Source organism: Halothiobacillus sp. DCM-1 (assembly GCF_045689735.1).
Lineage (GTDB): Bacteria > Pseudomonadota > Gammaproteobacteria > Halothiobacillales > Halothiobacillaceae > Halothiobacillus.
Map to the genome: position 1 here is coordinate 102,626 of NZ_CP142685.1, position 20,849 is coordinate 123,474.

Genomic DNA, 20,849 nt, shown 5'->3' on the forward strand with positions numbered 1-20,849 from the left:
TTTAATGCGGCTTCGAGCCGCTGTCTTTGTACATCAATTGGGTGATTTGTTCGGAGACGAGTCCGATCAGGAAAATGGTGATCGAGGCGCTCCACAGGAACACGCTGGCCAGCGAGAGCCGGTTGAATTCACTGTAGGTGTAAATGTAATAGCCCAGGCCGACGATCAGGTGGAGCAGCGCCACCGGTAAAAACAGTTTGAGCGGTGAATACAAGGTGCCGATTTTGAAAATGATCAGCAGAAACCGCAGGCCGTCCCTGAGCAGGCGAATGTGGCTTTTGCCAATCCGTTTGGCGGCATTGATCGGCAGATACGCCACCCCGTAGCCCGCACGGAAGAACGCCATGGTGGAGGTGGTGGGGTAGGAGAAGCCATTGGGCAGGAGGTAGAGAAATTCGCGGAATTTTTCGGCGCGCACGGCACGGAAGCCGGAGGTGAGATCTTCGATTTTCTGCCCGGTCATCCACGAGGCGAGCGCGTTATAAAACCGATTGGCGAGCCCCCGTCCGAGGCTGGCTTGTGAGCCGGCCTGGCGGGCGCCGACGACCATGTCGAACCCTTCGGCCATTTTTGCCAGAAAGCGGGGGATGTCGGCGGGGTCGTGCTGCCCGTCCGCATCCATGAAGACGAGGATTTCGCCCTGCGCCCGCCGCGCGCCGGTTTTGATGGCGGCGCCGTTGCCGAGGCTGTGGGCGTGGCTGATGACGGTGGCACCTGCGGCGGCAGCCAGGGCGGCGGTGTCGTCGGTCGAGCCATCGTTCACCACCAGAATTTCTGCGGCGGGGAATTGGGCGCGAATGCGCGCAACGGTGTTGCCCACGGCACCGGCTTCATTTTTGGCCGGCAGGATGATCGAGAGTTCGGCCGCGGTGCGTGTGGAGAAGTCGGCGGGGGCTGGCGGAAAAGAATGGGGCATGGGGCGATCCTTCGTCACTGCCCGGGCGCAGGGTTAGCCCGGTTTGCCAAAATGTTGCGCCAGCCGCGCGAGTTTTTCCGCCATGCTGAGTTCGGCGGTGCCCGGCTCGTTCGAGGCAGCGGCGGCAGCGGGCGGCGTGCTTGGCCGCGCATCGTCGGTGCGCGGCGGACGGGGTTTCTGGCGCGGTCGTTTGGGTTTTGCGGGGCGGTTATCGGCCTCAGCGGCGGGTTCGGCTGCTGGAGTCTGCGCTTCGACCGGCGTTCGGCGGGGCGCGCGACGCGGGCGACGGGCTGGGGCGGGCGCTTCGTCTGCCGAGTCTTCGGCCGGCGCCGGTCGGTTGGCTGCCCGCGCGGCGGTAATGGCGGCAATCTGTGCCTCGGCATGGGCGCGCGCGGCGTCATCGATGGCTTCGGCGGGTTCGCCCAGGAGGTCGATGCGGTGGCTGTTGTGTCGCACGCCGTAGTGGTAGGACAGCCGCGAGGTGTAGAACTTGATGCCTGCCCGGATGGCGTGGCTGTTCAATCCATCCAGCGCGGCGGGCCGGTTGGCCAGCATCTGCTTGAGAATGCCGATGGCCAGCGGTTTGACGGCGCGCGGGTCTTTGAAGAAAGCCTGCGGCCAAGCCTCGATGAATTTCGCCACGATGCTGTGCGGCGAGACGCGCTTTTTGGCGGCGTTGTCGGCGGCTGGTGTCCCCGGCTCAGCCGATTCGGTCGCGGGCGGGAATTCGGGGGCTGAAACGGGCTCGACCGCCGTGACCGGCGCGGACGATTCGGGAAGGTCGTTCATCATGAGAATCGGTGTTTTGGATGGGCAATCAACAAAATTGCGCCCAGCTTACCGGTTTAGCAGGTCATACACCACATCTGCCACCACATGGCCCGCAATATTGGCGATGACGACATCGGCGCCGACGCGATAATACTGATAGCCGGGGGGCAGCGGCTGCAGGCCGACAATCACTTGCGGCGGCAAGGGTTCATAGGCATAGGGCGGGGGCCAGGGCGCGCCGCGCTTGAGTTTTTTGGCCTGACCCGGCGGCAGGCCATACCGATGCCCGGGCGGTCCATTGCGGCGATACCAATCCTGGATGTAGTACTGCTCGCGGGTCGAAAACTGGTAGAAGTCGTGCCCGCGCTCATCGTGCCGGTCATCATGCTGATCGTGACCATGACCGTGGCCCGCCCAAGGCGGGGGATCCGCGAAGGCGACACCGGCGCTGAGCATCAGCGCGAGCAGGCCAAGTACGGGCGTGAGCGCGGGGGATTTCATGGCGCGGTTTCTCCGGGTCGGGGTTGATCCATCTTTAGGATCATAGGCCGCAACCGCCACAAAAGCCAAAGCCCGGGCAGGGCGCTGAGGAAGGTGATTTCGTAGTAGAACGCCCAGCCGACGGCGCCGACGAGATAGCCGGAAATCGGCCCGAGATAGACGCGCCCCAGGCTGGCAATGGCGGAGAACAGGGCGAACTGGGTGGCGGAATAGCGCAGATCGCAGGCCGCCATCAGCAGCGCGACAAACGCGGCGCTCCCCAGCCCGCTGGCGAAATGTTCCAGAATGACCACGGGGATCATCAAGCTCAAGCTCGGCCAGACGGCGAGCGCGGCATAGCCCAGATTGGTGACCGCCTGGAGGAGGCCGAACACGATCAGCGCGCGATACAGCCCGAGCCGGAGCATCCAGAGGCCGCCGAATAAACCGCCCGCGAGCGTGACGCCGATGCCGACGCCATTGTTGATCAGGCCGATCGTATCGAGATCGAAGCCTGCGCCCCGCAGCAGAAAGGTCGTGGAGAGGGCGCTGGCAAAGGCGTCGGCAAATTTGTACAGCACCATCAGCGCGAGCAGCAGCCAGGCTTCGGGGCGGCGGAAGAATTCGCGCATTGGTTCGATGACGGCGGCAGTCAGCGTGCGCGGCGCGAGGTGGGTGGTGTCGGCTTCCGGGGCGGTGAGCGCGGCGATCATGCCGATCCCCATCAGCGCGGCCATCAGGCTGAAGGTGACCGGCCAGCCGAAGTGGTGCGCGATGACGAGCGACAGGCTGCCGGCCACAATCATGCCGATGCGGTAAGCCATGACAAACACCGCCGCGCCGAAGCCGCGTTCGCTGGGGGTCAGCGTATCGGTGCGCCAGGCGTCGATGGCGATATCCTGCGTGGCAGAAAAACTGGCCAGCAGCAGGGCAAGGACGGCAATGACGGCGAGATGCTCCTGCGGGTGGGCACTGGCCAGCGCGAGCAGGATGGCCACGATCGCCCCCTGCATCAGCAGCATCCAGCTTCGGCGGCGACCCAGCCAGCGCAGGCTGTAGCGGTCGAGCAGGGGCGCCCAGAGAAACTTCAGGGTGTAGGGCAGGCCGACGAGGGCGAACAGTCCGATGGTTTCGGTGCGCACCGCGCTGACGGTGAGCCAGGCTTGCAGGGTGCCGGAACTCAAGAGCAGAGGGAGCCCCGAGGAAAAGCCCAGCAGGAGCACGGCCAGCTCGGTGCGGGAAGTCAATACGCGGCGCAGTGACTGCAGCCAGGCGGGCGGGGTGTGGTTCATGCCTCACATCGTCGCATGAAATGGGTACCCAAATGCACGGGCGCTGAATGGCGACGATGGCAGGGCAGGCTGCTACAATCGCGGCAATCGTGTGAATCCCTGTTCGCCGTAAGGAAATTTCCCGCATGCAGTGCACGGTCTATAAAAGTCTGAAAAAGTCCGATTGGTATTTATTCGTGCCGCACGAGGTCGAACCTGCGGCACTGCCGGAGGCCATCGTCACGCCCCTTTTGCCGCTTGAACGGGTGATGGCGCTGGATTTGACGAGGGATCGCCCCCTGGCGCGCACGGATACCCGTACGCTGCGTCAGTTCTTGTCCACCCTGGGGTTTTATGTGCAATTGCCGCCGGGGCAGGTCAATTGGGCGCACTGGGATAATCTCAAGGCGGGGATCAGCGGGCAGGGCACGCCACGGATATGAGGCGCCCTGTGCTCTGGATGGTGCTGCTGGCGCTGGTCGCCGGATTGGGCGGGTGCCTGTTCAATCACGGGCCGGATGACAGTTCGGTGCGGCAGATTCTGCAGGATCAGCTCGATCCTTCTGCGACCGTGCTGGTGGTGCAGAAGATCGACGCGCTCAATGCCGCCAAACAGCCGTCGGGGCAATGGCAAGTCGATGTGACGGCAACGCTGCTGTTCAAGCAGAGTGCCGAAACGATGGCGACCACGCTGGATCGCAGTCAACCCGCAGCCGGCTTTCTGGGCAAGATTGGGCAACTGGGGCTGATCCTGCAGTTTGGGAATTTCAAAGCGGGACAAACCCTGCCCTACCAGACTCGATTGACCCTGCTCCAGGGCAGCGCGGGCTGGATGCCCGCGTCGCGATGAGGGGCGCACCGATCGTCTGCTGAGTCGCGCACGCCCGCTTTGCTGATATAGTTTTGCCATTCGCCCGCTGGGTACACCGCCGCATACCGTCACCATGACCGACTCCGCCACCGTTTCGCCTGCTTTGATTGTTGATTTGGGGGATCGCAGCTATCCGATCTATATCGGCGCGGGGCTGCTGGAGCAACCGGAGTTGATCTTGCGCCATGTCGCGGGAACGCATCTGGTCATCGTGAGCAATACCACCGTCTCGCCCCTGTACGCCGAGGCGTTGCAGGCGCGCCTAGGGGAATCCAGATTGACCGATCTGGTTGTGCTGCCGGATGGCGAAGCCTACAAGTCGCTGGAAACGCTCAATACCATTTTCGATGCGCTGATCGAGACGCGCGCGGATCGGCAGGTCACGCTCATCGCGCTCGGCGGCGGCGTGATCGGCGACATCACCGGTTTTGCGGCGGCCTGCTACCAACGCGGCGTGCCGTTCATCCAGATTCCGACCACCCTGTTATCGCAGGTGGATAGTTCGGTCGGGGGCAAAACCGGGGTGAATCATCCCCGGGCGAAAAACATGATCGGCGCGTTTTACCAGCCGCAGTGTGTGATCGCGGATCTCGCCACGCTGAACACGCTGCCGGATCGGGAACTATCGGCCGGTCTGGCGGAAGTCATCAAGTATGGTCTGCTGTGGGACACCGATTTTCTCGACTGGATCGAGGCCAACCTGCCGAAGCTGCGCGCGCGCGATCCGGCGGCGCTGCAGCACGCCATCACGCGATCCTGCGCGATCAAGGCGGATATCGTCCATCAGGACGAGCGCGAAGGCGGTTTGCGGGCGTTGTTGAATCTCGGGCACACCTTCGGCCACGCTATCGAGGCCGGTATGGGCTATGGCCGTTGGCTGCACGGTGAGGCCGTCGGCGCGGGGATGTGCATGGCGGCGGATTTATCCCATCGCTTGGGCTGGATCAGCGCGGCGGATCTGGCGCGTGTCCGGCGCATCGTCGTCGCAGCCGGGCTGCCCACAGAGAGTCCGGCCGCATTGCCGCTCGACACGCTGCGGCAGTTGATGGACAGTGACAAAAAAGTACAAAACGGCAAGCTTCGGCTGGTGCTGTTACATGGTTTGGGCTCGGCGGTCGTGACGGACAAAGTTCCGGAGACCGAGATTCTCGCTACCCTTCGCTCCACCCAGGCATCCGCCTGATTACGCACGGATTTTTAGATGAATAACACCGCGCAGCAGCACGCACTGGAACAGGCCAACCTGATCACCCAGCTCATCAAGTATGCCGATCGCGTCATCGTGGTCGAAAGCGCCTCGGACGCTGAGCGCCGCGCCTTCGTCAAGCTCATCGACGATCAACTGCCAGAAAGCGTCGGTGTGCTCGCCCTGCGCGCCAGCCCGAATACCGAGCAGGCTGAAATCATCCGTGAGATCAGTGGGTTGCTGCAGCTGTCGCCGGGTATCGAATCGCCGCGTCAACTCGCTGCGGCGATTCAGGCGGCGTTGGGCAATCAAGGCCGGTTGCTGACGATCATCGAAAATGCCGATGCCTGGTACCAAACCACCCAGTGGTCGGGGTTGATGGCGCATATTCAAGCGGCGAACAAGTCGGCACCCAACCACTGGTTGTTTATGTTGACGGGTGCGCCGGGCTTGACCGAAAAACTTCGGGCAGATGGGCAGCTTGCCGAATTGTCTGCCGACATCCATCGCTGCGAATTGTTGGGTGAATCCGACGAGTCGCCCTTGCCCCCCCAACCGGCAACGGTGGCGAATGCCGAGGCCGAGACACTGCACGCCGAGGATCGGTTCATGGCCGCCGCACCGGCAGCGAAAAAATCCCACGGCACCGCCTTGCTGGTGGCGGCGGCGCTGAGCGTCGCCGTGGTGACATTCGGCGGGTTTGCCTTGCTCACCCGCAGCCATGAGGCACCCTCATCGGTGCCGACGACACAAACCTTGGCGCTGACGCCCCCGGCCGCGCCGGTGCCCCCGCCGACTGCACCCGCGCAGGCGGATAACCCTCTGCCGAATGATGGCGCCAACAGTGCGCCGCAGTTGGCGGCAGATGCAGCATCCGGCTCCTCTGGTTCTTCCGCGCCTGCCGTTGTGCCGCCGACGCCCGCGGTGACGGCTCCAGCGCCCGCGTCTGCGCCGGTGGTTCCGCCTTCCCCGCTGCCGCCGCCGGTGGCGGCTGCCGCCCCGGCCGTGCAGGAAAAATCGCCCGCGCCCCCAGCCCCGCCCGTGGTTCGCCCGCCGGAAGCCCCGGCAGCGAAGCCAGCGCAGGAGGCTGGGATGGCAACGGCCAAGCCCCATGCTGAGAAAGTCGGTTCGGAGAAAATCCAGCCCGAGAAAGCGCGTCCAGAGAAGGGGCATCCAGAGAAGGGGCATCCAGAGAAGTACCCGGCGAAAAAAGAGCCGCAAGCACCATCGAAAACGCATTCGGTGGCGCCGGTGCGCGTCACGGGGGTGGATAACGCGTGGTACCGGCAGCAGCCGGGGACGCGCGCCGTGTTGCAGTTGGGTGCGTTCAATGAGGAAAAGGCCGCACTGGCTTTCATCAAAACGCATGCGCCGAAATCTTCGTTGGGCGATTGGCATATCTTCACGCAGAAGCGCGGTGGGCAGCTGCTCTATACCGTGACGGCCGGTGATTTTGCGAATTTGACCGACGCCCGTAACGCGGTGCATCGCCTGCCCGCCGCGGCGCAAAAAATCAAACCGTATCCGCGCAGCTTCAAGGCCATTGGCGAAGTGATCCAGTAGTTTTTTGGCGTTTTTGCCGATCAGTGCGGCGGGTCAAATTTGGCAGAATGCGGCGATGCCGGTAGAATTCAGCCCCATTTTGTCTGCGTTTGGCACGGTCGGCTTTGTTTCGGCGGGTTGGTCTGCCGCTGAATCGAGCGTTCGCGCGCCCTTCCGCCTCGGATCCCCGACAAGATGCCGCATCGATTAAAGAATTGAGAGGGTTTCTCCTGATGAATCGCGCCCCGACCGCCGGTCTTTATCACCCCAGTTTTGAAAAAGATAACTGCGGTTTCGGTTTGATTGCCCATATGGATGATCAGCCGAGCCATCGACTGGTGGCGACCGCGATCGAGGCGCTGGCGCGGATGACGCACCGGGGCGGGATTTCGGCCGATGGCAAATCCGGCGATGGCTGTGGGATTTTGCTGAAAAAGCCGGATGCGTTTTTTCGTCAGGTGGCGCAGGGGCTGCAGTTTTCGCTGGCCGAGCAATACGCGGTGGGCGTGGTGTTCGCCGATCTGGCTGCGGATCGCGCCGAACGGGCGCGCTCGGTGCTGGCGCAGGCGATTGCCGACCAGGGATTGACGGTCGCTGGCTGGCGTGCGGTGCCCGTCAACCCCGAGGTGTTGGGCAGCATCTCTGCGGCTAAACGCCCTGGCGTGTGGCATGTGTTCGTCAATGCACCGTCCGGCATGGATGCCCGCAGCTTCGATACGCGCCTGTATATCGCGCGGCGGGTTGCGGAAAAGGCGTTGGTTGATGATCCGGTGTTCTATGTGCCGTCGCTCGCCAGCCAGGTCATCTCCTACAAGGGGTTGATGATGCCCGAAGATTTGCCGGGGTTTTACCTCGACTTGCAGGATGAAGCCCTGGCTTCGTCGCAGTGCGTCTTCCACCAGCGGTTTTCGACCAACACCTTCCCGGAGTGGCGGCTGGCGCAGCCATTCCGCTATCTCGCCCACAATGGCGAGATCAATACCATCCGCGGCAACCGCAACTGGGCTTTGGCGCGTTCGGCCAAGTTTGCGACGCCGCTGATTCCAGATATGAGCCTGGTCACGCCTTTGGTGAATACCACGGGCTCCGATTCCTCATCGATGGACAACATGCTCGAAGCCTTGTTGACGGGCGGGGTCGATATGCTGCGCGCGATGCGCATGATCGTGCCGCCCGCCTGGCAGAATGTGGAGCACATGGACGCCGATTTGCGGGCGTTCTACGAATACAACTCGATGCATCTGGAGCCTTGGGATGGTCCGGCGGGCATCGTCATGACCGATGGGCGCACGGTCGCCTGTGCGATGGATCGGAACGGGCTGCGTCCGGCGCGCTGGGTCATCACGACCGATCGGCACATCACCCTGGCATCGGAAATCGGCGTCTGGGATTACACGCCGGATCAAGTCGTGCAGAAAGGGCGAGTGCGTCCGGGGCAGATTGTCGCGGTGGATACAGCGGAAGGCGTGCTGCTGCGCCCGGAGGCCATCGATCACCGCCTGAAGACCCGTCAGCCCTATCGCGCCTGGCTCAAGGCGCATGCCCAGCGACTGGAAAGCCGCCTCGACGAAGGTGCCCCGACCAGCCAGCCCATGGCTGTGGATCAGTTGGCCGGTTATGAAAAAGCCTTCCTGCTGACCTTTGAAGAGCGCGATCAGATTCTGCGCGTGCTGGCGGAAGATGGTCAGGAGGCCGTCGGCTCGATGGGCGACGATGCGCCGATGGCGGTGCTGTCGCAGACCCAGCGCTCGTTGTATGACTATTTCCGGCAACAGTTCGCGCAGGTGACGAACCCGCCGATCGACCCATTGCGCGAAGCGATTGTCATGTCGCTGGAAACCCTGATCGGCCGTGAGCGCAATATCTTTGCGGAAACGCCCGAGCATGCCCATCGCCTGCAACTGGAAACCCCGGTGCTGAGCGAAGCGAAGTTCCGCGCTCTGATGAGCCAGACCGATGCAGCGTTTGCACCGGCGACGATCAGCCTGCATTACCCGCCGCACGAAGGGCTGCAAACGGCGATCGAGCGCGTGTGTGACGAGGCCGTCGCGGCGGTTCGTTCCGGCGCGGTGGTGCTGGCTCTGAGCGACCGGGGGCTGCGCGCCGATGCCTTGCCGATCCCCGCCTTGCTGGCCACGGGTGCAGTGCATCATCGCCTGATTCGTGAGGGGCTGCGCTGCGATGCCAACCTCGTCATCGAAACCGCGACCGCCCGCGATCCGCATCATTTTGCCGTGCTGCTGGGCTATGGCGCGACGGCCATCTATCCCTATCTGGCGCTGGAAACCATCCATGCCATGCATGCCGCAGGCACCTTGCAGGGTACCCCGGAAAAATTTGCCAGCAACTACATCAAGGGCATCGGCAAAGGGCTGAAAAAAATCCTCTCAAAAATGGGGATTTCCACCGTGGCGAGCTATCGCGGGGCGCAGTTGTTCGAAATCATTGGCCTGGCCGATGAGGTCGTCAACCTGTGCTTCAAGGACACCACCAGCCGTCTACAGGGCGCGCGGTTCGTCGAGCTCGAAGCCGATGTGAAAATCTTGCATCGCGAAGCCTTCGCCGCGCACAAAAAACCGCGTCAGGGCGGGTTCCTCAAATACATCGACGGCGGCGAGTACCACGCCTATAACCCGGATGTGGTGCGCACCCTGCAACAGGCGGTCAACACGGGCGATTTCTCGCTCTGGCAAGAATATTCCGCGCATGTGAACCATCGACCGATCGCCATGCTGCGTGATCTGCTCGAACTGCGGCAAGACACCCAGCCCTTGCCGCTGGACGAGGTCGAGTCTCTGGAATCGATCATCCGGCGATTCGACTCGGCTGGCATGAGCCTGGGGGCGCTCTCGCCCGAGGCGCACGAAACCCTGGCCGAGGCGATGAATCGGCTGGGCGCGCGCTCGAACTCCGGCGAAGGCGGTGAAGATCCGGCGCGCTACGGCACCGTGAAAATGAGCAAAATCAAGCAGATTGCTTCTGGCCGCTTCGGGGTGACGCCGCATTACCTCGTCAATGCCGAGGTGCTGCAAATCAAGGTGGCTCAGGGCGCGAAGCCGGGTGAGGGGGGGCAACTGCCCGGTCACAAAGTGGATGCCACGATTGGCCGCCTGCGCTATGCCCGTCCGGGCGTGGCGCTGATTTCCCCGCCGCCGCATCACGATATTTACTCGATCGAGGACTTGGCGCAGCTCATTTTTGACTTGAAGCAGGTCAACCCCGAAGCGCTGGTCTCGGTCAAGCTGGTGTCCGAGCCGGGGGTGGGCACGATTGCCGCCGGGGTGGCGAAAGCCTATGCCGATCTGATCACCATCTCGGGCTACGATGGCGGCACGGGCGCGAGCCCGCTCACCTCGGTGAAATATGCCGGTTCGCCCTGGGAGCTGGGGCTGGCTGAAGCGCATCAAACCCTGCGCGCCAACGATCTGCGCGACAAGGTGCGGCTGCAAACCGATGGCGGCCTGAAAACCGGGCTGGATGTGATCAAGGCGGCCATTCTGGGCGCCGAAAGCTTTGGTTTCGGCACCGGGCCGATGATTGCGTTGGGCTGCAAATATTTGCGGATCTGCCACCTGAATAACTGCGCGACCGGCATCGCCACGCAAAACAAGGTGCTGCGGCTCGATCACTTCAAGGGCAATGTCGAGAAGGCAATGAATTACTTCCGGTTCATCGCCATGGAAACCCGTGCCCTGCTGGCGCAACTGGGGGTGCGGTCGATCGACGAGTTGATCGGCCGGACGGATCTATTGCTGAATCGGGCACCGCAGACGGCCAAGCAGGCGCAGCTGGATCTGTCGGCGCTGGTCTCCGACGGCGGTCTGGTTTCCGATGCGCCGAGTTGCTGTGTGGCACCGCATAACGCGCCGCATGACAAGGGCGAACTGGCCGAGGCCATCGTCGCCCAGGTCTTGCCTGCCATCGAAGCCAAACGGGGGGGCGTATTCGAGTTTGCCCTGACCAACATCAATCGCTCGATGGGCGCGCGCCTTTCGGGTGAAATCGCGAAGCGTTATGGCAATCTCGGGATGGTCGATGCGCCGATCACCCTCAAATTCACCGGTATCGCCGGCCAAAGTTTCGGCGTGTGGAATGCCGGTGGCCTGCATATGGAGCTCGAAGGCGATGCCAACGACTATGTCGGCAAAGGCATGGCAGGCGGCGAGCTGGTGATTTATCCGCCCAAGGGCAGTGTGTTCGCCAGCCACGAAACCCCGATCATCGGCAATACCTGCCTGTATGGTGCGACTGGCGGGCAGCTCTATGCGGCCGGACAGGCCGGTGAGCGTTTTGCCGTGCGGAACTCCGGCGCATCGGCGGTGATCGAGGGTTGTGGCGACCACGGCTGCGAATACATGACCGGCGGGACGGTGACCATTCTGGGCACCACGGGCGTGAATTTCGGTGCCGGGATGACCGGGGGGTTTGCCTATGTGCTCGATGAGCAGAACGACTTTGTCGATCGCTACAACCACGAGCTGATCGATATTCACCGCCTGCAGGCAGCGGAGCTCGAAGCGCACCGGCAACATCTGCGCGGCATCATCGCCCGCCATGTCGAAAAAACCGGCAGTGCGCGCGGGCAGGCGATTTTGGCGGAATTCGAGCTGTATCTGCCGAAGTTCTGGCTGGTGAAACCGAAGGCGACGGATATTCAGGATCTGCTCGCCACCCTGGTCAACGCCGCCTGAACCCGCCGAACGCGGCTCAGTGACGAACAAGCCCCGGCACGACCGGGGCTTGTTTTTGGGCGGTGGGCTTTGGCTCGCCCTATGACGTGGGATTGAGCCAGTCGAGGCGCCACGGGGCTTGGTCATCGAGCCGCAGGTTGTGATTCAGGTAAGGCAGGGTGTCCTTCATGACCGAATCAAACTGCCAGGGCGGATTGATGACCAGCAAACCGGAGCCGGTCAGACGGTTGCCGGGCTCATCCGGCAGCACGCTGTTTTCAACGAGCAGTACGGGGCGATCGGTGCTTTTGGCGATTCGGTTGAGCCAGCGGTTCAGAACCGGGCGCTGTTTGATGGGATACCACAGTGCGAACACGCCGGTGGCGAAGCGCTTGAGTCCTTCCCCGATCGCCGTTGCGATAGCCTCCCGCTCATCGGCGGCTTCATAGGGCGGGTCGATCAGGATCAGCCCGCGCCGTTCGAAGGGGGGGAGATCGGATTTGAGCGCGGCGAGGCCATCTCCGATCCGGGTCTGGCAGCGCCGGGGGGGTAAGGCGGTCGCCGTCTGGGTGAGCGCCCGAGCCAAGGCTCGCCCGACCTTGGGGACACGCTCCACGGCCAGTAGCCGGTCGATCGGGCGCAGCCCCTGGGCGGCGAGCAGGGGCGAACCGGGATAGTGTCCGGCAGGATGCCGCGCGAGGGCGACCAGGTACTCGGCCACGGCGGCGGGTGGGGGCTGGTGGGCGGCACGCAGGCGGCTGATGCCGGCGGCGGCTTCCCCGCTGCGCTGCGCCGTGTCTGCGGACAAATCGTATAACCCGCTGCCTGCATGGGTGTCGAGCAGGAAAAACCCCTGCGGCTTCCGGCTCATGGCCTGAATCAGCGCCAGCAGCGCGACATGCTTGAGGACATCGGCGTGGTTGCCGGCATGAAAGGCGTGGTCGTAATTCATGCGCAAGGGGCGCGTCGAGCCAGCGCCTTGGCATACCAGGTGCAGGCGGTGGCGCTGTCGCGTTGCTGTTCGGCGAGTTCCGCCGCCAGCAGGTAGGCCGCCGGTTCCGCATCCTGCGTGAGCACGGGCGCGAGCCAGCTCTGCGCGGCGGCGAGATCCTGACGGTTCAGCGCCAGTCGTGCCTGGGCGAGGCCGATGGTGTTGCGGTCGAACGCCTCGGGGTGGTTGGCCAGCAAGCGATCGAGCCAGGCCGTCGCGGCTGCGACATCGAGGGGCAGCGCCAGCCATTGCTGGAGCAAAACCGCGTTCGGCGATTGTTCCAACGCCCGTTCGAGCATCTGCTGGGCTTCCTGCGGTTGTTGCAGCGCCAGTGCGGCCTGCGCCTGTGCCTGAACGAGGCCGGGATCGGTTTTGAGTTTTTTCGGGACTTCATTGCGCCAGGCGCGCAGGCCGTCGGCCTGGCCGCTGCGCACCAATGCGGGCAGGCGACCGAGTAATTGACCGCGCTCCCATTGCCAGAGCGTCTGCTCGCTGAGCCGTGCGGATTTGACGCGCCGCAGCGCTGGCATCAACGCTTGCAGTTTCTGCCAGTCTTCGCCCGCATAGAGCGCGCGGGCGAGCGCCAGCAGAACCGCCTCATCCTGCGGATGCGTGCCGTGCAGCCCCTGCAGCAGCTCGATGGCGGTGCCGTGCTGCCCGGCGTTGGAGAGCTGGTTCGCCAGATGCAGAGCCAGATAACCGGCGAACCGGGGATAGGTGGCGCGCGCCTGATCGAGTCGCGCTAGGGCGGCGGCCGTGTCGCCCCGGGCGAAGGCGGCATCGAGGGCGATGACAAAATGCATGGCGCCGACGCTGGCCTCCTCCCAATGACTCATCGCCAGGGTTTCTGCTTCGGCGAACTGTCCTCGGCTCGACTCGGCAAATGCCCGCAGTAGGGCATCGTCGGCGCGTTGTCTGCGGGTACGGGCGCCGCGGGCGCGGAAAAAGGCCGGCAGCCGCAGCAGCGCGGCGATCAGTCGCCACACGAGCGCCAGCACGATCATCAGCCCAGCGACGAGGGCGAGGAAGCCGAGGGCGGTGGTATGCAGTTGCCAGCCGAGCAGGCTGATGTCGGCACTGCCCGGGTCGCGCAGGAAATACAGCGCCGCCAGACCGACCAGAACGAGCCCGAAAAAGATCACGAACAGGCGTTTCATGGCTGCGTCTCCGGGGCGGTGATCGGGGCGGCAGGCGCGGTCGGCGGGGTTATCAGCCCGGCGGCCTGCCAGGCGCGGAACACGGGCGCGAGATCGGGCCAGGCGCGGTGGCGATAAAAATCGGCCGCAGCCTGAAGCTGCGTTTTGGCCGCCAAAACGGTGGCGTCATGCGGATCGTAGTGCTGATCCAGCCACTCGATGGCCTGCGTGAGCGCGGCGGTCAGCGCCCGGTGATCGCGCGCCATCATCGCTTCGCGCACGGCGGTTAGCCACAGGCGCATTTCCTGATCGGTCTGGTGTCGTGCCGACTGGCCGAACGGCGTCCCCTCGCGGGTCAGGATGAATTGCTGGCTGAACCAGTCCGCCACCGGTTGCCAGGCCGCGCGCGGCCAGCGGACATACCACGGTGCGTTATCGCTGGCCGGTTCGGTGGAGGGCGCGGCGGGTTCCGCTGCCTTGGCCTGGCCGGTCAATGGCCAGTCGTTGACGGTGTCTGCTGCGCGGCGCAGGGCGAGACTGGCACCGACGGCATCAAAGGCATCGGCGCGCTGGAGCTGTTGCAACACTTCGCTGATCGCCGCACGCACCGGAATGACTTGCGGGCGGGCGAGTGCGGCAAGGCGCTGATCGGCCAGGGTGAGTGCGGCGGCGGTGCTGGTCGGATTGTGGGCGATGCTCAGCTGTTCCTGCGCATGCGCGAGCAGCGTGTTGATGTCTTCGATTTGCCAGGCCAGCGTGCCGCGGTTGAGCTGATCCTGCAGCCGCGCGAGCTGGGTTTCGAGCGCGCTCAGGCGCTGCTGGCTCTGTCCGGCCTGGTCTTGCAGCGCGTGCAGACGGGTTTGCTCGGTGCTCTGGTTTTCCATGATCTGGGCGCGCAGGGCGGTCAGCGCTTGGTGATCCTCTTGCTGGACTTGCTGCAATTGGGTTTGCTGGCGTTGCTGACCGTCCAACAGATCGTGAATCCGGCTGCTGTTGGTTTGGAACAGCATCCAGCCGTACCAGCTCACGCTGATCAGCGAACCGCTAAAGACGACGAACAGCGTGAGCAGCCAATAGGCATAGGCGCGTCGCTCGGGCACGGGGCGTTGTTCGCCTTGACCGGATGCCGGGCTGTCCGCCGGAGTCTCTGCCGGGTTGTCTGGGATTAGGGTCTCGGGTTCGGGCTTCTGGCTCATGGTGCCGACTCCTGATTCATCGTAAACAAGTGCCACGCCTGCGCGCAGGCGTGGCTCAGCGCGGCGTCATCCGGGGCTTGGCTGAGGGTGATGGTGCCGGTAAAGCCCAAGTCTCGCGCCAGCGCGCGCGCGCGGGCATTGATGAGTACCAGCGGGGAGTGTAACAGCCGAGGCCGATCCGGTTCTGCCCGGCGGCCAATCGCGGCATGCAGGCAGTGAAGCGCCGCCGGGGCGGTCAGTATCCAGAGCGCGGGGACACTCGGCCAGTCGCCGAGGGGCGCGCACTGCCGCTGATACACGCTGAGCGGGGTGACGCGGGCACCCCACTGCTGCAGTTGCTCGCCCAGCCATTCCCGTCCATCTTGCCCGCGCAGTAGCCAGACGCGCCGACCGACAAACTCGCTGGGATCGAGCGCGGCGAGGAGTCCTTCCGAATCGCTCGTGCTGTGTGGCACGATCGGGTCGCTGCCGGGTCGCAGGCGGCGAACGGTATCGGCGGTAGCCGCGCCCACGCAGGCGATGCGGGTGCAGGGGAGATCGGACAGCGGAACGAGCGCGTGGGTGAATTCGACGGCGCGGGGGCTGACGAAAATCAGCCAGTCCTCGGCGCTGCACTCGGCGAGTGCCGCTTGCGCCGCCGTGGGTTGCGCATTCGGTGCAAACTGGAGCAAAGGGACTTCGCACACCGGCAGACCCGGTAAATCAGCCTGGAGGCGCGCCCGCAGACCGGCATTCAATCCGGCGGGTCGCGTGAGGACGCAGCAGGGCTGAACGGGCACCTTAGATGGGCGCTGCATGAATACCGACTTCAGCCAGAATCTGCCCGGCGCCAGCGGCCAGCAGCCGTTCGGCCAGGGTTACGCCCAGGGCTTCGCCCTGCGCCGCTTCGCCGGTGATTTCATCGAACAGCATGTGACTGCCGTCGGGACGGCCGACCAACCCGCGCAGCCACAGGCGGCCATCGGCAAGCAGCACGCCATGCCCGCCGATCGGCACCTGGCAGCCGCCGTTGAGCCGGGTGTTGAACGCGCGTTCGGCGCGCACCCGCTGTTCGGTGGGGGTGTGCCGTAGCGGCGCGATCAGCGCCTCGATGGCGGGGTCGTCTGTGCGAATTTCGATGCCGAGCGCGCCTTGACCCACGGCGGGCAGGGATTCTTCCGCCGAAAGAATGGCGCGGATCCGGTGATCGAGCCCCATGCGTTTGAGCCCTGCGGCGGCGAGGATGATGGCATCGTATTCGCCGCGATCGAGCTTCGCCATGCGGGACTGGATATTGCCGCGCAGCATCTTGATGTGGAGTTTGGGGAAGCGCGCGCGCAGTTGCGTTTCGCGGCGCAGGCTGGAAGTGCCGACGCTCGCCCCGGCGGGCAATTCCGCCAGACCGGCGTAGTCGTTCGACACCAGCGCATCGTGTGGGTCATGGCCTTCGAGAATCGCGCCGAGCATCAAACCGGGCGGCAGGTGCATCGGCACATCCTTCATGGAATGCACCGCGATGTCGGCGCGGTGTTCCAGTAAGGCGGCTTCCAGCTCCTTGACAAACAGCCCTTTGCCGCCAATTTTTGATAACGGGCTATCCAGTAGCTGATCGCCTTGAGTCGTCATGCCGACTAGGGTGACGGTCAATCCGGGATGCAGCCGCCGCAATTCGCTGGCAACGAATTCACTCTGCCAAAGGGCGAGCGGGCTTTCCCGGGTGGCAATGCGAATCAGCGCGGGGGTGGTCATGCACGGTCTCCTGTAGCGAATGGGGCATTATGTTACCGAAGGAACGGCGGGTCGGCTTGCTAAAATCCTCGGCAATCGGGTGGTATTGATTTATGAACAAAGCGATAGAGGCATAGAGGATGAGTGAATTTCGACGCATGGCTCGGCGGATGGCATGGCTATTGATGGGGGTGTGGGTCGGGGCTGCGCCAAGCGTTCAGGCCGCCGATTCGGTGCCGTTTGCTGCCAATTTGACGAATATCCCCGCTGATCTCGCGGTGATGCAGGCAGAGCGCATCCCGATGCTGCTGTTCGTGCATGCCAGCTATTGCGGATATTGCCAGATGGTGGATGAGGAATTTATCCGCCCGCTGGAAAAGGATCCGGCCTATCGGGGCAAGCTCTTGATTCGCCGGATCGAGATCGATGGCGCGACCGACCTGATCGATCGGCAGGGACAGCGCGAGTCGCCCACGCGGTTCGCCAATCGCCTCGGCGTGCGGCTCGTCCCGGTGGTCATGTTTTTCGATCCCGCAGGACGGAGTGTGGGAGAGGCTCTGCGTGGGGTGACCGTGCCGGATTTCTACCCGTTTTATCTGCAACAAGGCATTGACCTGGCCGAAACCTGCAGCCGCCAGCCGGATCCGGCACGCTGCACACCGAAAAAGCCCGCCGATCAACGCAGCTTGTAAACCAGCGTGACCTGAACCGGCATCCGCGATAAACCGAGGGCGGGGGGGATCGGGCGAAATCGCCCCAGAGCCTCCACGGCGTCCAGCCCCCCGCGACCCAGCAGCACGGAATCCGGTGTGCCGACAAGGTGGATGTCGCTAAAGCGGCCATCCGCCTCAACGGTCAGCGCGATCACCACCGTGCCTTCCTGTCCCAGCCGTTGGGCGAGCGGCGGGTAAAACTTTTTCTCGGCAATCGCCGCGATCAAGGCGGCTTGATAGGCCGCGAGTTGATCGGCCTGCTCATGCCGGGCTTTTTCTGCCTGCCCATCGGACGGGGGCAGGGAACGGGGCGCCGCGATGGCGGGTTGATCGGGGCGGGCGGCGGGGGCAGCGGGTGCCGCTGCGGGGGCGGAGTGCAGCGGTTCAGAATGAGCGGGCGGGGTGGCCTGTCGTTCCGGCGGCTGCGGCGCATGCTTCGGCCTAGGCACCGTCGGGTGTTTCTCATGCGCCTTGGGGGAGGGTTTGGCCGGACGGGGCGCGGGTGGCGTGGCCGGTTGGGTCTCCGGTTGGGTCGCAGGCGTGGGCTCCGGCGTTGGGTTCGGCGTTGGGTTCGGCGTCGGTGCCGGTGGGGTTTCTGGTGGGCTGTCTATGGCTGGGGTGTCCGGCTGGGGCGGCGGCGGGGTCGAGACGACTGGCGGATTGGCGGGCGGTTCCGCCACAGGGGGGGCGGCTGCTGGGCTGGGGGGGGCGGCTGGCGTGGCAAACATCGCCAGTGTGACGGGCAGCGCATGGGCGGCGGGCGCGGGCGTTGGCCGCACCTCGTGCAGGACGAGGAGTACGACGGCCAGTGCGACGGCATGCAATGCCAGGGAAACGGCGAATCCGATCTGGCCGGGACGCATCATGAGCCGCTGAGGGTGCGGATACTGAGTTGATCCAGCGATTGTGCCTTCAGGAGATCGATGACCGCCACGAAGTCCCCAAAGGGCGTGGCTTTGTCCACCTGCAGCACGATGCGGGTCGAGGGGGGCAGGGTGGTGATTTTTTGCGCCAATGCGGGCAGCGGGATCGTTTCGTCATTCAGCAACAGCGCGCCGCTGGCCGTGATGGTCAGGCGCAGCGCGGGCTGGTCGTTGGCCGGTGTCGCATGGTTCGCCGTGGGTAACTGGATCGGCAGATCGCCTTGGGCGATGAAGGTTGCGGTGGTGAGCACGATGGCGAGCAACACCAGCATGATGTCGATGAAGGGCAGCACATTGATGGTATCAAAGCGCTTCATGGCTCATTCCGGCGGATTCGCTGCCCGGTGCTGCTGTCGCCAGCGGGCGGTGAGCACCTCGATGCGGCGTAAAAATCCGTTGTAGATCAGGATGGCCGGAATGGCGACCACGAGGCCGAGCGCCGTGGCTTTGAGGGCGAGCGCCAGCCCAAGCATGATGGTGCTGGCGGCGAGGTGCCCGCCCTGGCCGAGCTGATAAAAGGTAATCAGGATGCCGAGTACCGTGCCCAACAGGCCGACATAGGGCGCGTTGGCGCCGATCGAGGAGAGCGCCGTGAGATGGTGGGTGAGCGCGATGTGCAGGTCTTCGGCATCGGCGAAGCGGCGCAGATCGACGCGGCGATAGAACAACCAGCGCTCCACCGTCAGCCACACCAGCAGAAAACTCATCAAGCCCAGCACGCTGAACACCAAAGCGTCCAGATAGGTTTGCACAAAGTCGATCATGGGTAAATGGCGTCCCTGAACCTCGTCGAACGGCTGCAATAGTGTAACAAACAAATCATGCTCGGCTCACCGCGCAGCCGAACACGAGCACCCAAGCCGCCTGAGTGGGCTGAAAACCTTGGGTAAATTAAGGAAAATATCGGAAGAAGATCGGGCAAACTGCGGCAACGCACCCAAAACCGCCGGTGCGGCGTAGATGGACTGAATTGCTCGGAGCCCCACATGCAAAATCCCCCGCACCCCTCTGAAATCGAATCGCCCGATACGCGCGGCGATCCCCGTGATGAGTCGTTGCTGCGCTGGCTGGCGGCGACGGCCGACGGCGATCAGGCGGCCTTTGCGGCGTTGTATCAGGCCACGGCGGGGCGGCTTTATGGCCTGTGTCTGCGCATTCTGCACGAAGAGGGGCGGGCGCAGGAGTGTCTGCAAGATGTGTTTCTGGCGGTGTGGCAGCAGGCGGGACGGTTCGATGCGGCGCGGGCTCGACCGATGACCTGGCTCGCGGCGATTGCGCATCATCGCGCGATTAGTCTGTTGCGCCGTTTTGACCGGGAGATCACCGCGCCGGATTGGGCCGAATTTTTACTGCGCGCCGAAGTGCCGGATGACGCCGAGCCCAGCCAGCGCGCGCAGCCCGAGCAGGATTGGCAGCTACTCGACGCCGCTGCGCTCGATCGCTGCCTGCAGCGCCTGCGTGCCGAACCACGGCAGGCGGTGCAGCATGCCTTCTGGTTTGGTCAGACCTATCAGGAGATCGCCGATGAATTGGCGCTGTCGATCAACACGGTGAAAAGCTGGATTCGTCGGGCACTGGCGGAATTGAAATCCTGTTTGGGTGTAGGAGTCATGCCATGATGCTGCGTGATGCGCCGGACGGCGAGCCGACGGCGGCGGAATATGTTCTTGGGTTGCTCGAACCGGCGGACGATCAGGCCGTTGAACGGCAGATCCGAACCCAGCCGGTACTCCGGCAGGAAGCCGTGGTCTGGTCGCGGGTGGTAGCCGATTCCCTGCTGACTCAAACGACCGCCCGGCAGCCACCGGGTTGGGTCTGGACGCGAATCGAGCGGCAAATCCCGTCCGAAGCCTCGACCGGTTCGATCCGTGCCGAACAGCGCTGGCGTTTGGTGGCCGCATTCGTCGCCATTCTGGGGTTGTCGGCCTTGGTCGCCGTGTTTGTGCCGAACGAATCCCCGATGCATCCGGCACATCAGGCCATGTTGTCGCTGGCTAAAAATGAAGCCCCGACCTGGCAGGTGATGGCCAACTTCCAGGATCGCCAGCTGGAAATCAAAGCATTGCGCGACTGCGCGCCGATGCCCGGCAAAAAACCGGTGCTCTGGCTGGCCGCGCCGGATGGACGGGTCGTAGCGGTGGGGACGCTGCCGATGGACGCGGGCGACACCATGCGGGTGAACCCGGTGCTCTGGCACGGCGGCATGGGACATATGGCGTTGGCGATCAGTCTGGAGCCAGCGAATGCGCCCGTCGGCAATAAACCGGCGGGTCCGGTGGTGTGGTCCGGCGGATGGCAGTCGATGTCCTCGTAAGGAGGTGCTGATTTGGGGTTGGGATGCCCCGACGCGACAAAGACCTTGCGCAGCCGCCGCGCGCACCCGCGACGGGCTGTGCAGGGCGGTGAAATGGACTATGCTCCGTCACGGCAGGCGCTGGTTTGCCGCGTGCGTTATTTATTGGGTATTTGAAGGAGC

At 64.1% G+C, this 20,849-nt stretch carries 20 protein-coding genes; 8 read left to right on the top strand and 12 right to left on the bottom strand.

Annotated elements, in window-relative coordinates; translation table 11 throughout:
- Window position 1: 1 nt before the first annotated feature.
- From VOI35_RS00505 to VOI35_RS00520, 4 genes are read right to left on the bottom strand one after another with little or no spacing between them, the layout of a single operon-like run.
- Window positions 2-916 carry a glycosyltransferase family 2 protein gene (locus VOI35_RS00505; protein WP_407275953.1) on the bottom strand — a complete coding sequence of 305 codons (915 nt, stop codon included), beginning with the start codon at window positions 914-916 and terminating at the stop codon, window positions 2-4.
- A gap of 33 nt (window positions 917-949) precedes the next feature.
- Entirely contained in the window at window positions 950-1,708 is a 759-nt protein-coding gene (locus VOI35_RS00510) for a ProQ/FinO family protein (protein WP_407275954.1), read from the bottom strand.
- Between the two features lie 45 nt (window positions 1,709-1,753).
- Window positions 1,754-2,188 (bottom strand): hypothetical protein, encoded by a 435-nt coding sequence (locus tag VOI35_RS00515; RefSeq protein WP_407275955.1) that lies wholly within the window; start codon window positions 2,186-2,188, stop codon window positions 1,754-1,756.
- Complete coding sequence (locus VOI35_RS00520; RefSeq protein WP_407275956.1) at window positions 2,185-3,459, bottom strand: AmpG family muropeptide MFS transporter; 1,275 nt, start codon at window positions 3,457-3,459, stop codon at window positions 2,185-2,187. Before VOI35_RS00520 ends, VOI35_RS00515 begins: the two co-directional genes overlap by 4 nt.
- A 125-nt stretch (window positions 3,460-3,584) precedes the next feature.
- On the opposite strand from VOI35_RS00520, the gene VOI35_RS00525 reads away from it, so the two are divergent.
- The 5 genes from VOI35_RS00525 (at window position 3,585) to gltB (ending at window position 11,728) form a co-directional block, all read left to right on the top strand.
- The gene (locus VOI35_RS00525) at window positions 3,585-3,881 is read left to right on the top strand and encodes a YcgL domain-containing protein (protein ID WP_407275957.1); all 297 of its coding nucleotides are present in this window, start codon (window positions 3,585-3,587) and stop codon (window positions 3,879-3,881) included.
- On the top strand, window positions 3,878-4,288 hold the full coding sequence (locus VOI35_RS00530; protein WP_407275958.1) for a hypothetical protein: 411 nt from the start codon (window positions 3,878-3,880) through the stop codon (window positions 4,286-4,288). Before VOI35_RS00525 ends, VOI35_RS00530 begins: the two co-directional genes overlap by 4 nt.
- 94 nt (window positions 4,289-4,382) lie before the next feature.
- On the top strand, window positions 4,383-5,492 hold the full coding sequence (gene aroB, locus VOI35_RS00535; RefSeq protein WP_407275959.1) for a 3-dehydroquinate synthase: 1,110 nt from the start codon (window positions 4,383-4,385) through the stop codon (window positions 5,490-5,492).
- Between the two features lie 18 nt (window positions 5,493-5,510).
- Window positions 5,511-7,058 (top strand): SPOR domain-containing protein, encoded by a 1,548-nt coding sequence (locus VOI35_RS00540; protein WP_407275960.1) that lies wholly within the window; start codon window positions 5,511-5,513, stop codon window positions 7,056-7,058.
- A gap of 212 nt (window positions 7,059-7,270) precedes the next feature.
- Complete coding sequence (gene gltB, locus VOI35_RS00545) at window positions 7,271-11,728, top strand: glutamate synthase large subunit (RefSeq protein WP_407275961.1); 4,458 nt, start codon at window positions 7,271-7,273, stop codon at window positions 11,726-11,728.
- 79 nt (window positions 11,729-11,807) lie between these two features.
- On the opposite strand, the gene VOI35_RS00550 is transcribed toward gltB, so the two are convergent.
- Genes VOI35_RS00550 through hemC form a run of 5 tightly spaced genes read right to left on the bottom strand, consistent with a single transcriptional unit; the run spans window position 11,808 to window position 16,758 of the window.
- Window positions 11,808-12,659, bottom strand: coding sequence for a 23S rRNA (adenine(2030)-N(6))-methyltransferase RlmJ (locus VOI35_RS00550; protein ID WP_407275962.1), 852 nt, complete (start codon window positions 12,657-12,659; stop codon window positions 11,808-11,810).
- Entirely contained in the window at window positions 12,656-13,855 is a 1,200-nt protein-coding gene (locus VOI35_RS00555; RefSeq protein ID WP_407275963.1) for a heme biosynthesis HemY N-terminal domain-containing protein, read from the bottom strand. The genes VOI35_RS00550 and VOI35_RS00555 overlap by 4 nt, the downstream gene beginning before the upstream one ends.
- A complete protein-coding gene (locus tag VOI35_RS00560; RefSeq protein WP_407275964.1) occupies window positions 13,852-15,030 on the bottom strand; it encodes a uroporphyrinogen-III C-methyltransferase in 1,179 nt (392 codons plus the stop codon). The genes VOI35_RS00555 and VOI35_RS00560 overlap by 4 nt, the downstream gene beginning before the upstream one ends.
- Entirely contained in the window at window positions 15,027-15,827 is an 801-nt protein-coding gene (locus tag VOI35_RS00565; protein WP_407275965.1) for a uroporphyrinogen-III synthase, read from the bottom strand. The genes VOI35_RS00560 and VOI35_RS00565 overlap by 4 nt, the downstream gene beginning before the upstream one ends.
- Window positions 15,811-16,758, bottom strand: coding sequence for a hydroxymethylbilane synthase (gene hemC / locus VOI35_RS00570; protein ID WP_407275966.1), 948 nt, complete (start codon window positions 16,756-16,758; stop codon window positions 15,811-15,813). The genes VOI35_RS00565 and hemC overlap by 17 nt, the downstream gene beginning before the upstream one ends.
- Before the next feature lie 119 nt (window positions 16,759-16,877).
- Here hemC and VOI35_RS00575 point away from each other — a divergent pair, with 119 nt between their 5' ends.
- Window positions 16,878-17,429 carry a thioredoxin family protein gene (locus tag VOI35_RS00575; protein ID WP_407275967.1) on the top strand — a complete coding sequence of 184 codons (552 nt, stop codon included), beginning with the start codon at window positions 16,878-16,880 and terminating at the stop codon, window positions 17,427-17,429.
- Here VOI35_RS00575 and VOI35_RS00580 read toward each other — a convergent pair.
- The 3 genes from VOI35_RS00580 to exbB are packed head-to-tail and all read right to left on the bottom strand — an operon-like array spanning window position 17,414 to window position 19,191.
- The gene (locus VOI35_RS00580) at window positions 17,414-18,316 is read right to left on the bottom strand and encodes an energy transducer TonB (protein WP_407275968.1); all 903 of its coding nucleotides are present in this window, start codon (window positions 18,314-18,316) and stop codon (window positions 17,414-17,416) included. The genes VOI35_RS00575 and VOI35_RS00580 overlap by 16 nt on opposite strands.
- Window positions 18,313-18,690, bottom strand: a complete 378-nt coding sequence (locus VOI35_RS00585; RefSeq protein ID WP_407275969.1) for an ExbD/TolR family protein — start codon at window positions 18,688-18,690, stop codon at window positions 18,313-18,315. Before VOI35_RS00585 ends, VOI35_RS00580 begins: the two co-directional genes overlap by 4 nt.
- A 3-nt stretch (window positions 18,691-18,693) precedes the next feature.
- Window positions 18,694-19,191 (bottom strand): TonB-system energizer ExbB, encoded by a 498-nt coding sequence (gene exbB, locus VOI35_RS00590; protein ID WP_407275970.1) that lies wholly within the window; start codon window positions 19,189-19,191, stop codon window positions 18,694-18,696.
- Between the two features lie 168 nt (window positions 19,192-19,359).
- On the opposite strand from exbB, the gene VOI35_RS00595 reads away from it, so the two are divergent.
- Both VOI35_RS00595 and VOI35_RS00600 read left to right on the top strand, forming a co-directional pair.
- Window positions 19,360-19,992, top strand: a complete 633-nt coding sequence (locus tag VOI35_RS00595) for a sigma-70 family RNA polymerase sigma factor (protein WP_407275971.1) — start codon at window positions 19,360-19,362, stop codon at window positions 19,990-19,992.
- Window positions 19,989-20,687 carry an anti-sigma factor domain-containing protein gene (locus VOI35_RS00600; RefSeq protein WP_407275972.1) on the top strand — a complete coding sequence of 233 codons (699 nt, stop codon included), beginning with the start codon at window positions 19,989-19,991 and terminating at the stop codon, window positions 20,685-20,687. Before VOI35_RS00595 ends, VOI35_RS00600 begins: the two co-directional genes overlap by 4 nt.
- The last annotated feature ends 162 nt before the right edge of the window (window positions 20,688-20,849 follow it).

Bases quoted from the DNA above. Each gene is read 5' to 3' on its own strand.
- VOI35_RS00585 (WP_407275969.1), bottom strand. From the start codon at position 18,690: ATGAAGCGCTTTGATACCATCAATGTGCTGCCCTTCATCGACATCATG.
- VOI35_RS00505 (WP_407275953.1), bottom strand. From the start codon at position 916: ATGCCCCATTCTTTTCCGCCAGCCCCCGCCGACTTCTCCACACGCACC.
- aroB (WP_407275959.1), top strand. From the start codon at position 4,383: ATGACCGACTCCGCCACCGTTTCGCCTGCTTTGATTGTTGATTTGGGG.
- hemC (WP_407275966.1), bottom strand. From the start codon at position 16,758: ATGACCACCCCCGCGCTGATTCGCATTGCCACCCGGGAAAGCCCGCTC.
- VOI35_RS00595 (WP_407275971.1), top strand. From the start codon at position 19,360: ATGCAAAATCCCCCGCACCCCTCTGAAATCGAATCGCCCGATACGCGC.
- VOI35_RS00520 (WP_407275956.1), bottom strand. From the start codon at position 3,459: ATGAACCACACCCCGCCCGCCTGGCTGCAGTCACTGCGCCGCGTATTG.
- VOI35_RS00510 (WP_407275954.1), bottom strand. From the start codon at position 1,708: ATGATGAACGACCTTCCCGAATCGTCCGCGCCGGTCACGGCGGTCGAG.
- VOI35_RS00575 (WP_407275967.1), top strand. From the start codon at position 16,878: ATGAGTGAATTTCGACGCATGGCTCGGCGGATGGCATGGCTATTGATG.
- gltB (WP_407275961.1), top strand. From the start codon at position 7,271: ATGAATCGCGCCCCGACCGCCGGTCTTTATCACCCCAGTTTTGAAAAA.
- VOI35_RS00565 (WP_407275965.1), bottom strand. From the start codon at position 15,827: ATGCAGCGCCCATCTAAGGTGCCCGTTCAGCCCTGCTGCGTCCTCACG.
- VOI35_RS00550 (WP_407275962.1), bottom strand. From the start codon at position 12,659: ATGAATTACGACCACGCCTTTCATGCCGGCAACCACGCCGATGTCCTC.
- VOI35_RS00555 (WP_407275963.1), bottom strand. From the start codon at position 13,855: ATGAAACGCCTGTTCGTGATCTTTTTCGGGCTCGTTCTGGTCGGTCTG.
- VOI35_RS00540 (WP_407275960.1), top strand. From the start codon at position 5,511: ATGAATAACACCGCGCAGCAGCACGCACTGGAACAGGCCAACCTGATC.
- VOI35_RS00560 (WP_407275964.1), bottom strand. From the start codon at position 15,030: ATGAGCCAGAAGCCCGAACCCGAGACCCTAATCCCAGACAACCCGGCA.
- VOI35_RS00525 (WP_407275957.1), top strand. From the start codon at position 3,585: ATGCAGTGCACGGTCTATAAAAGTCTGAAAAAGTCCGATTGGTATTTA.
- VOI35_RS00530 (WP_407275958.1), top strand. From the start codon at position 3,878: ATGAGGCGCCCTGTGCTCTGGATGGTGCTGCTGGCGCTGGTCGCCGGA.
- VOI35_RS00515 (WP_407275955.1), bottom strand. From the start codon at position 2,188: ATGAAATCCCCCGCGCTCACGCCCGTACTTGGCCTGCTCGCGCTGATG.
- VOI35_RS00600 (WP_407275972.1), top strand. From the start codon at position 19,989: ATGATGCTGCGTGATGCGCCGGACGGCGAGCCGACGGCGGCGGAATAT.
- VOI35_RS00580 (WP_407275968.1), bottom strand. From the start codon at position 18,316: ATGATGCGTCCCGGCCAGATCGGATTCGCCGTTTCCCTGGCATTGCAT.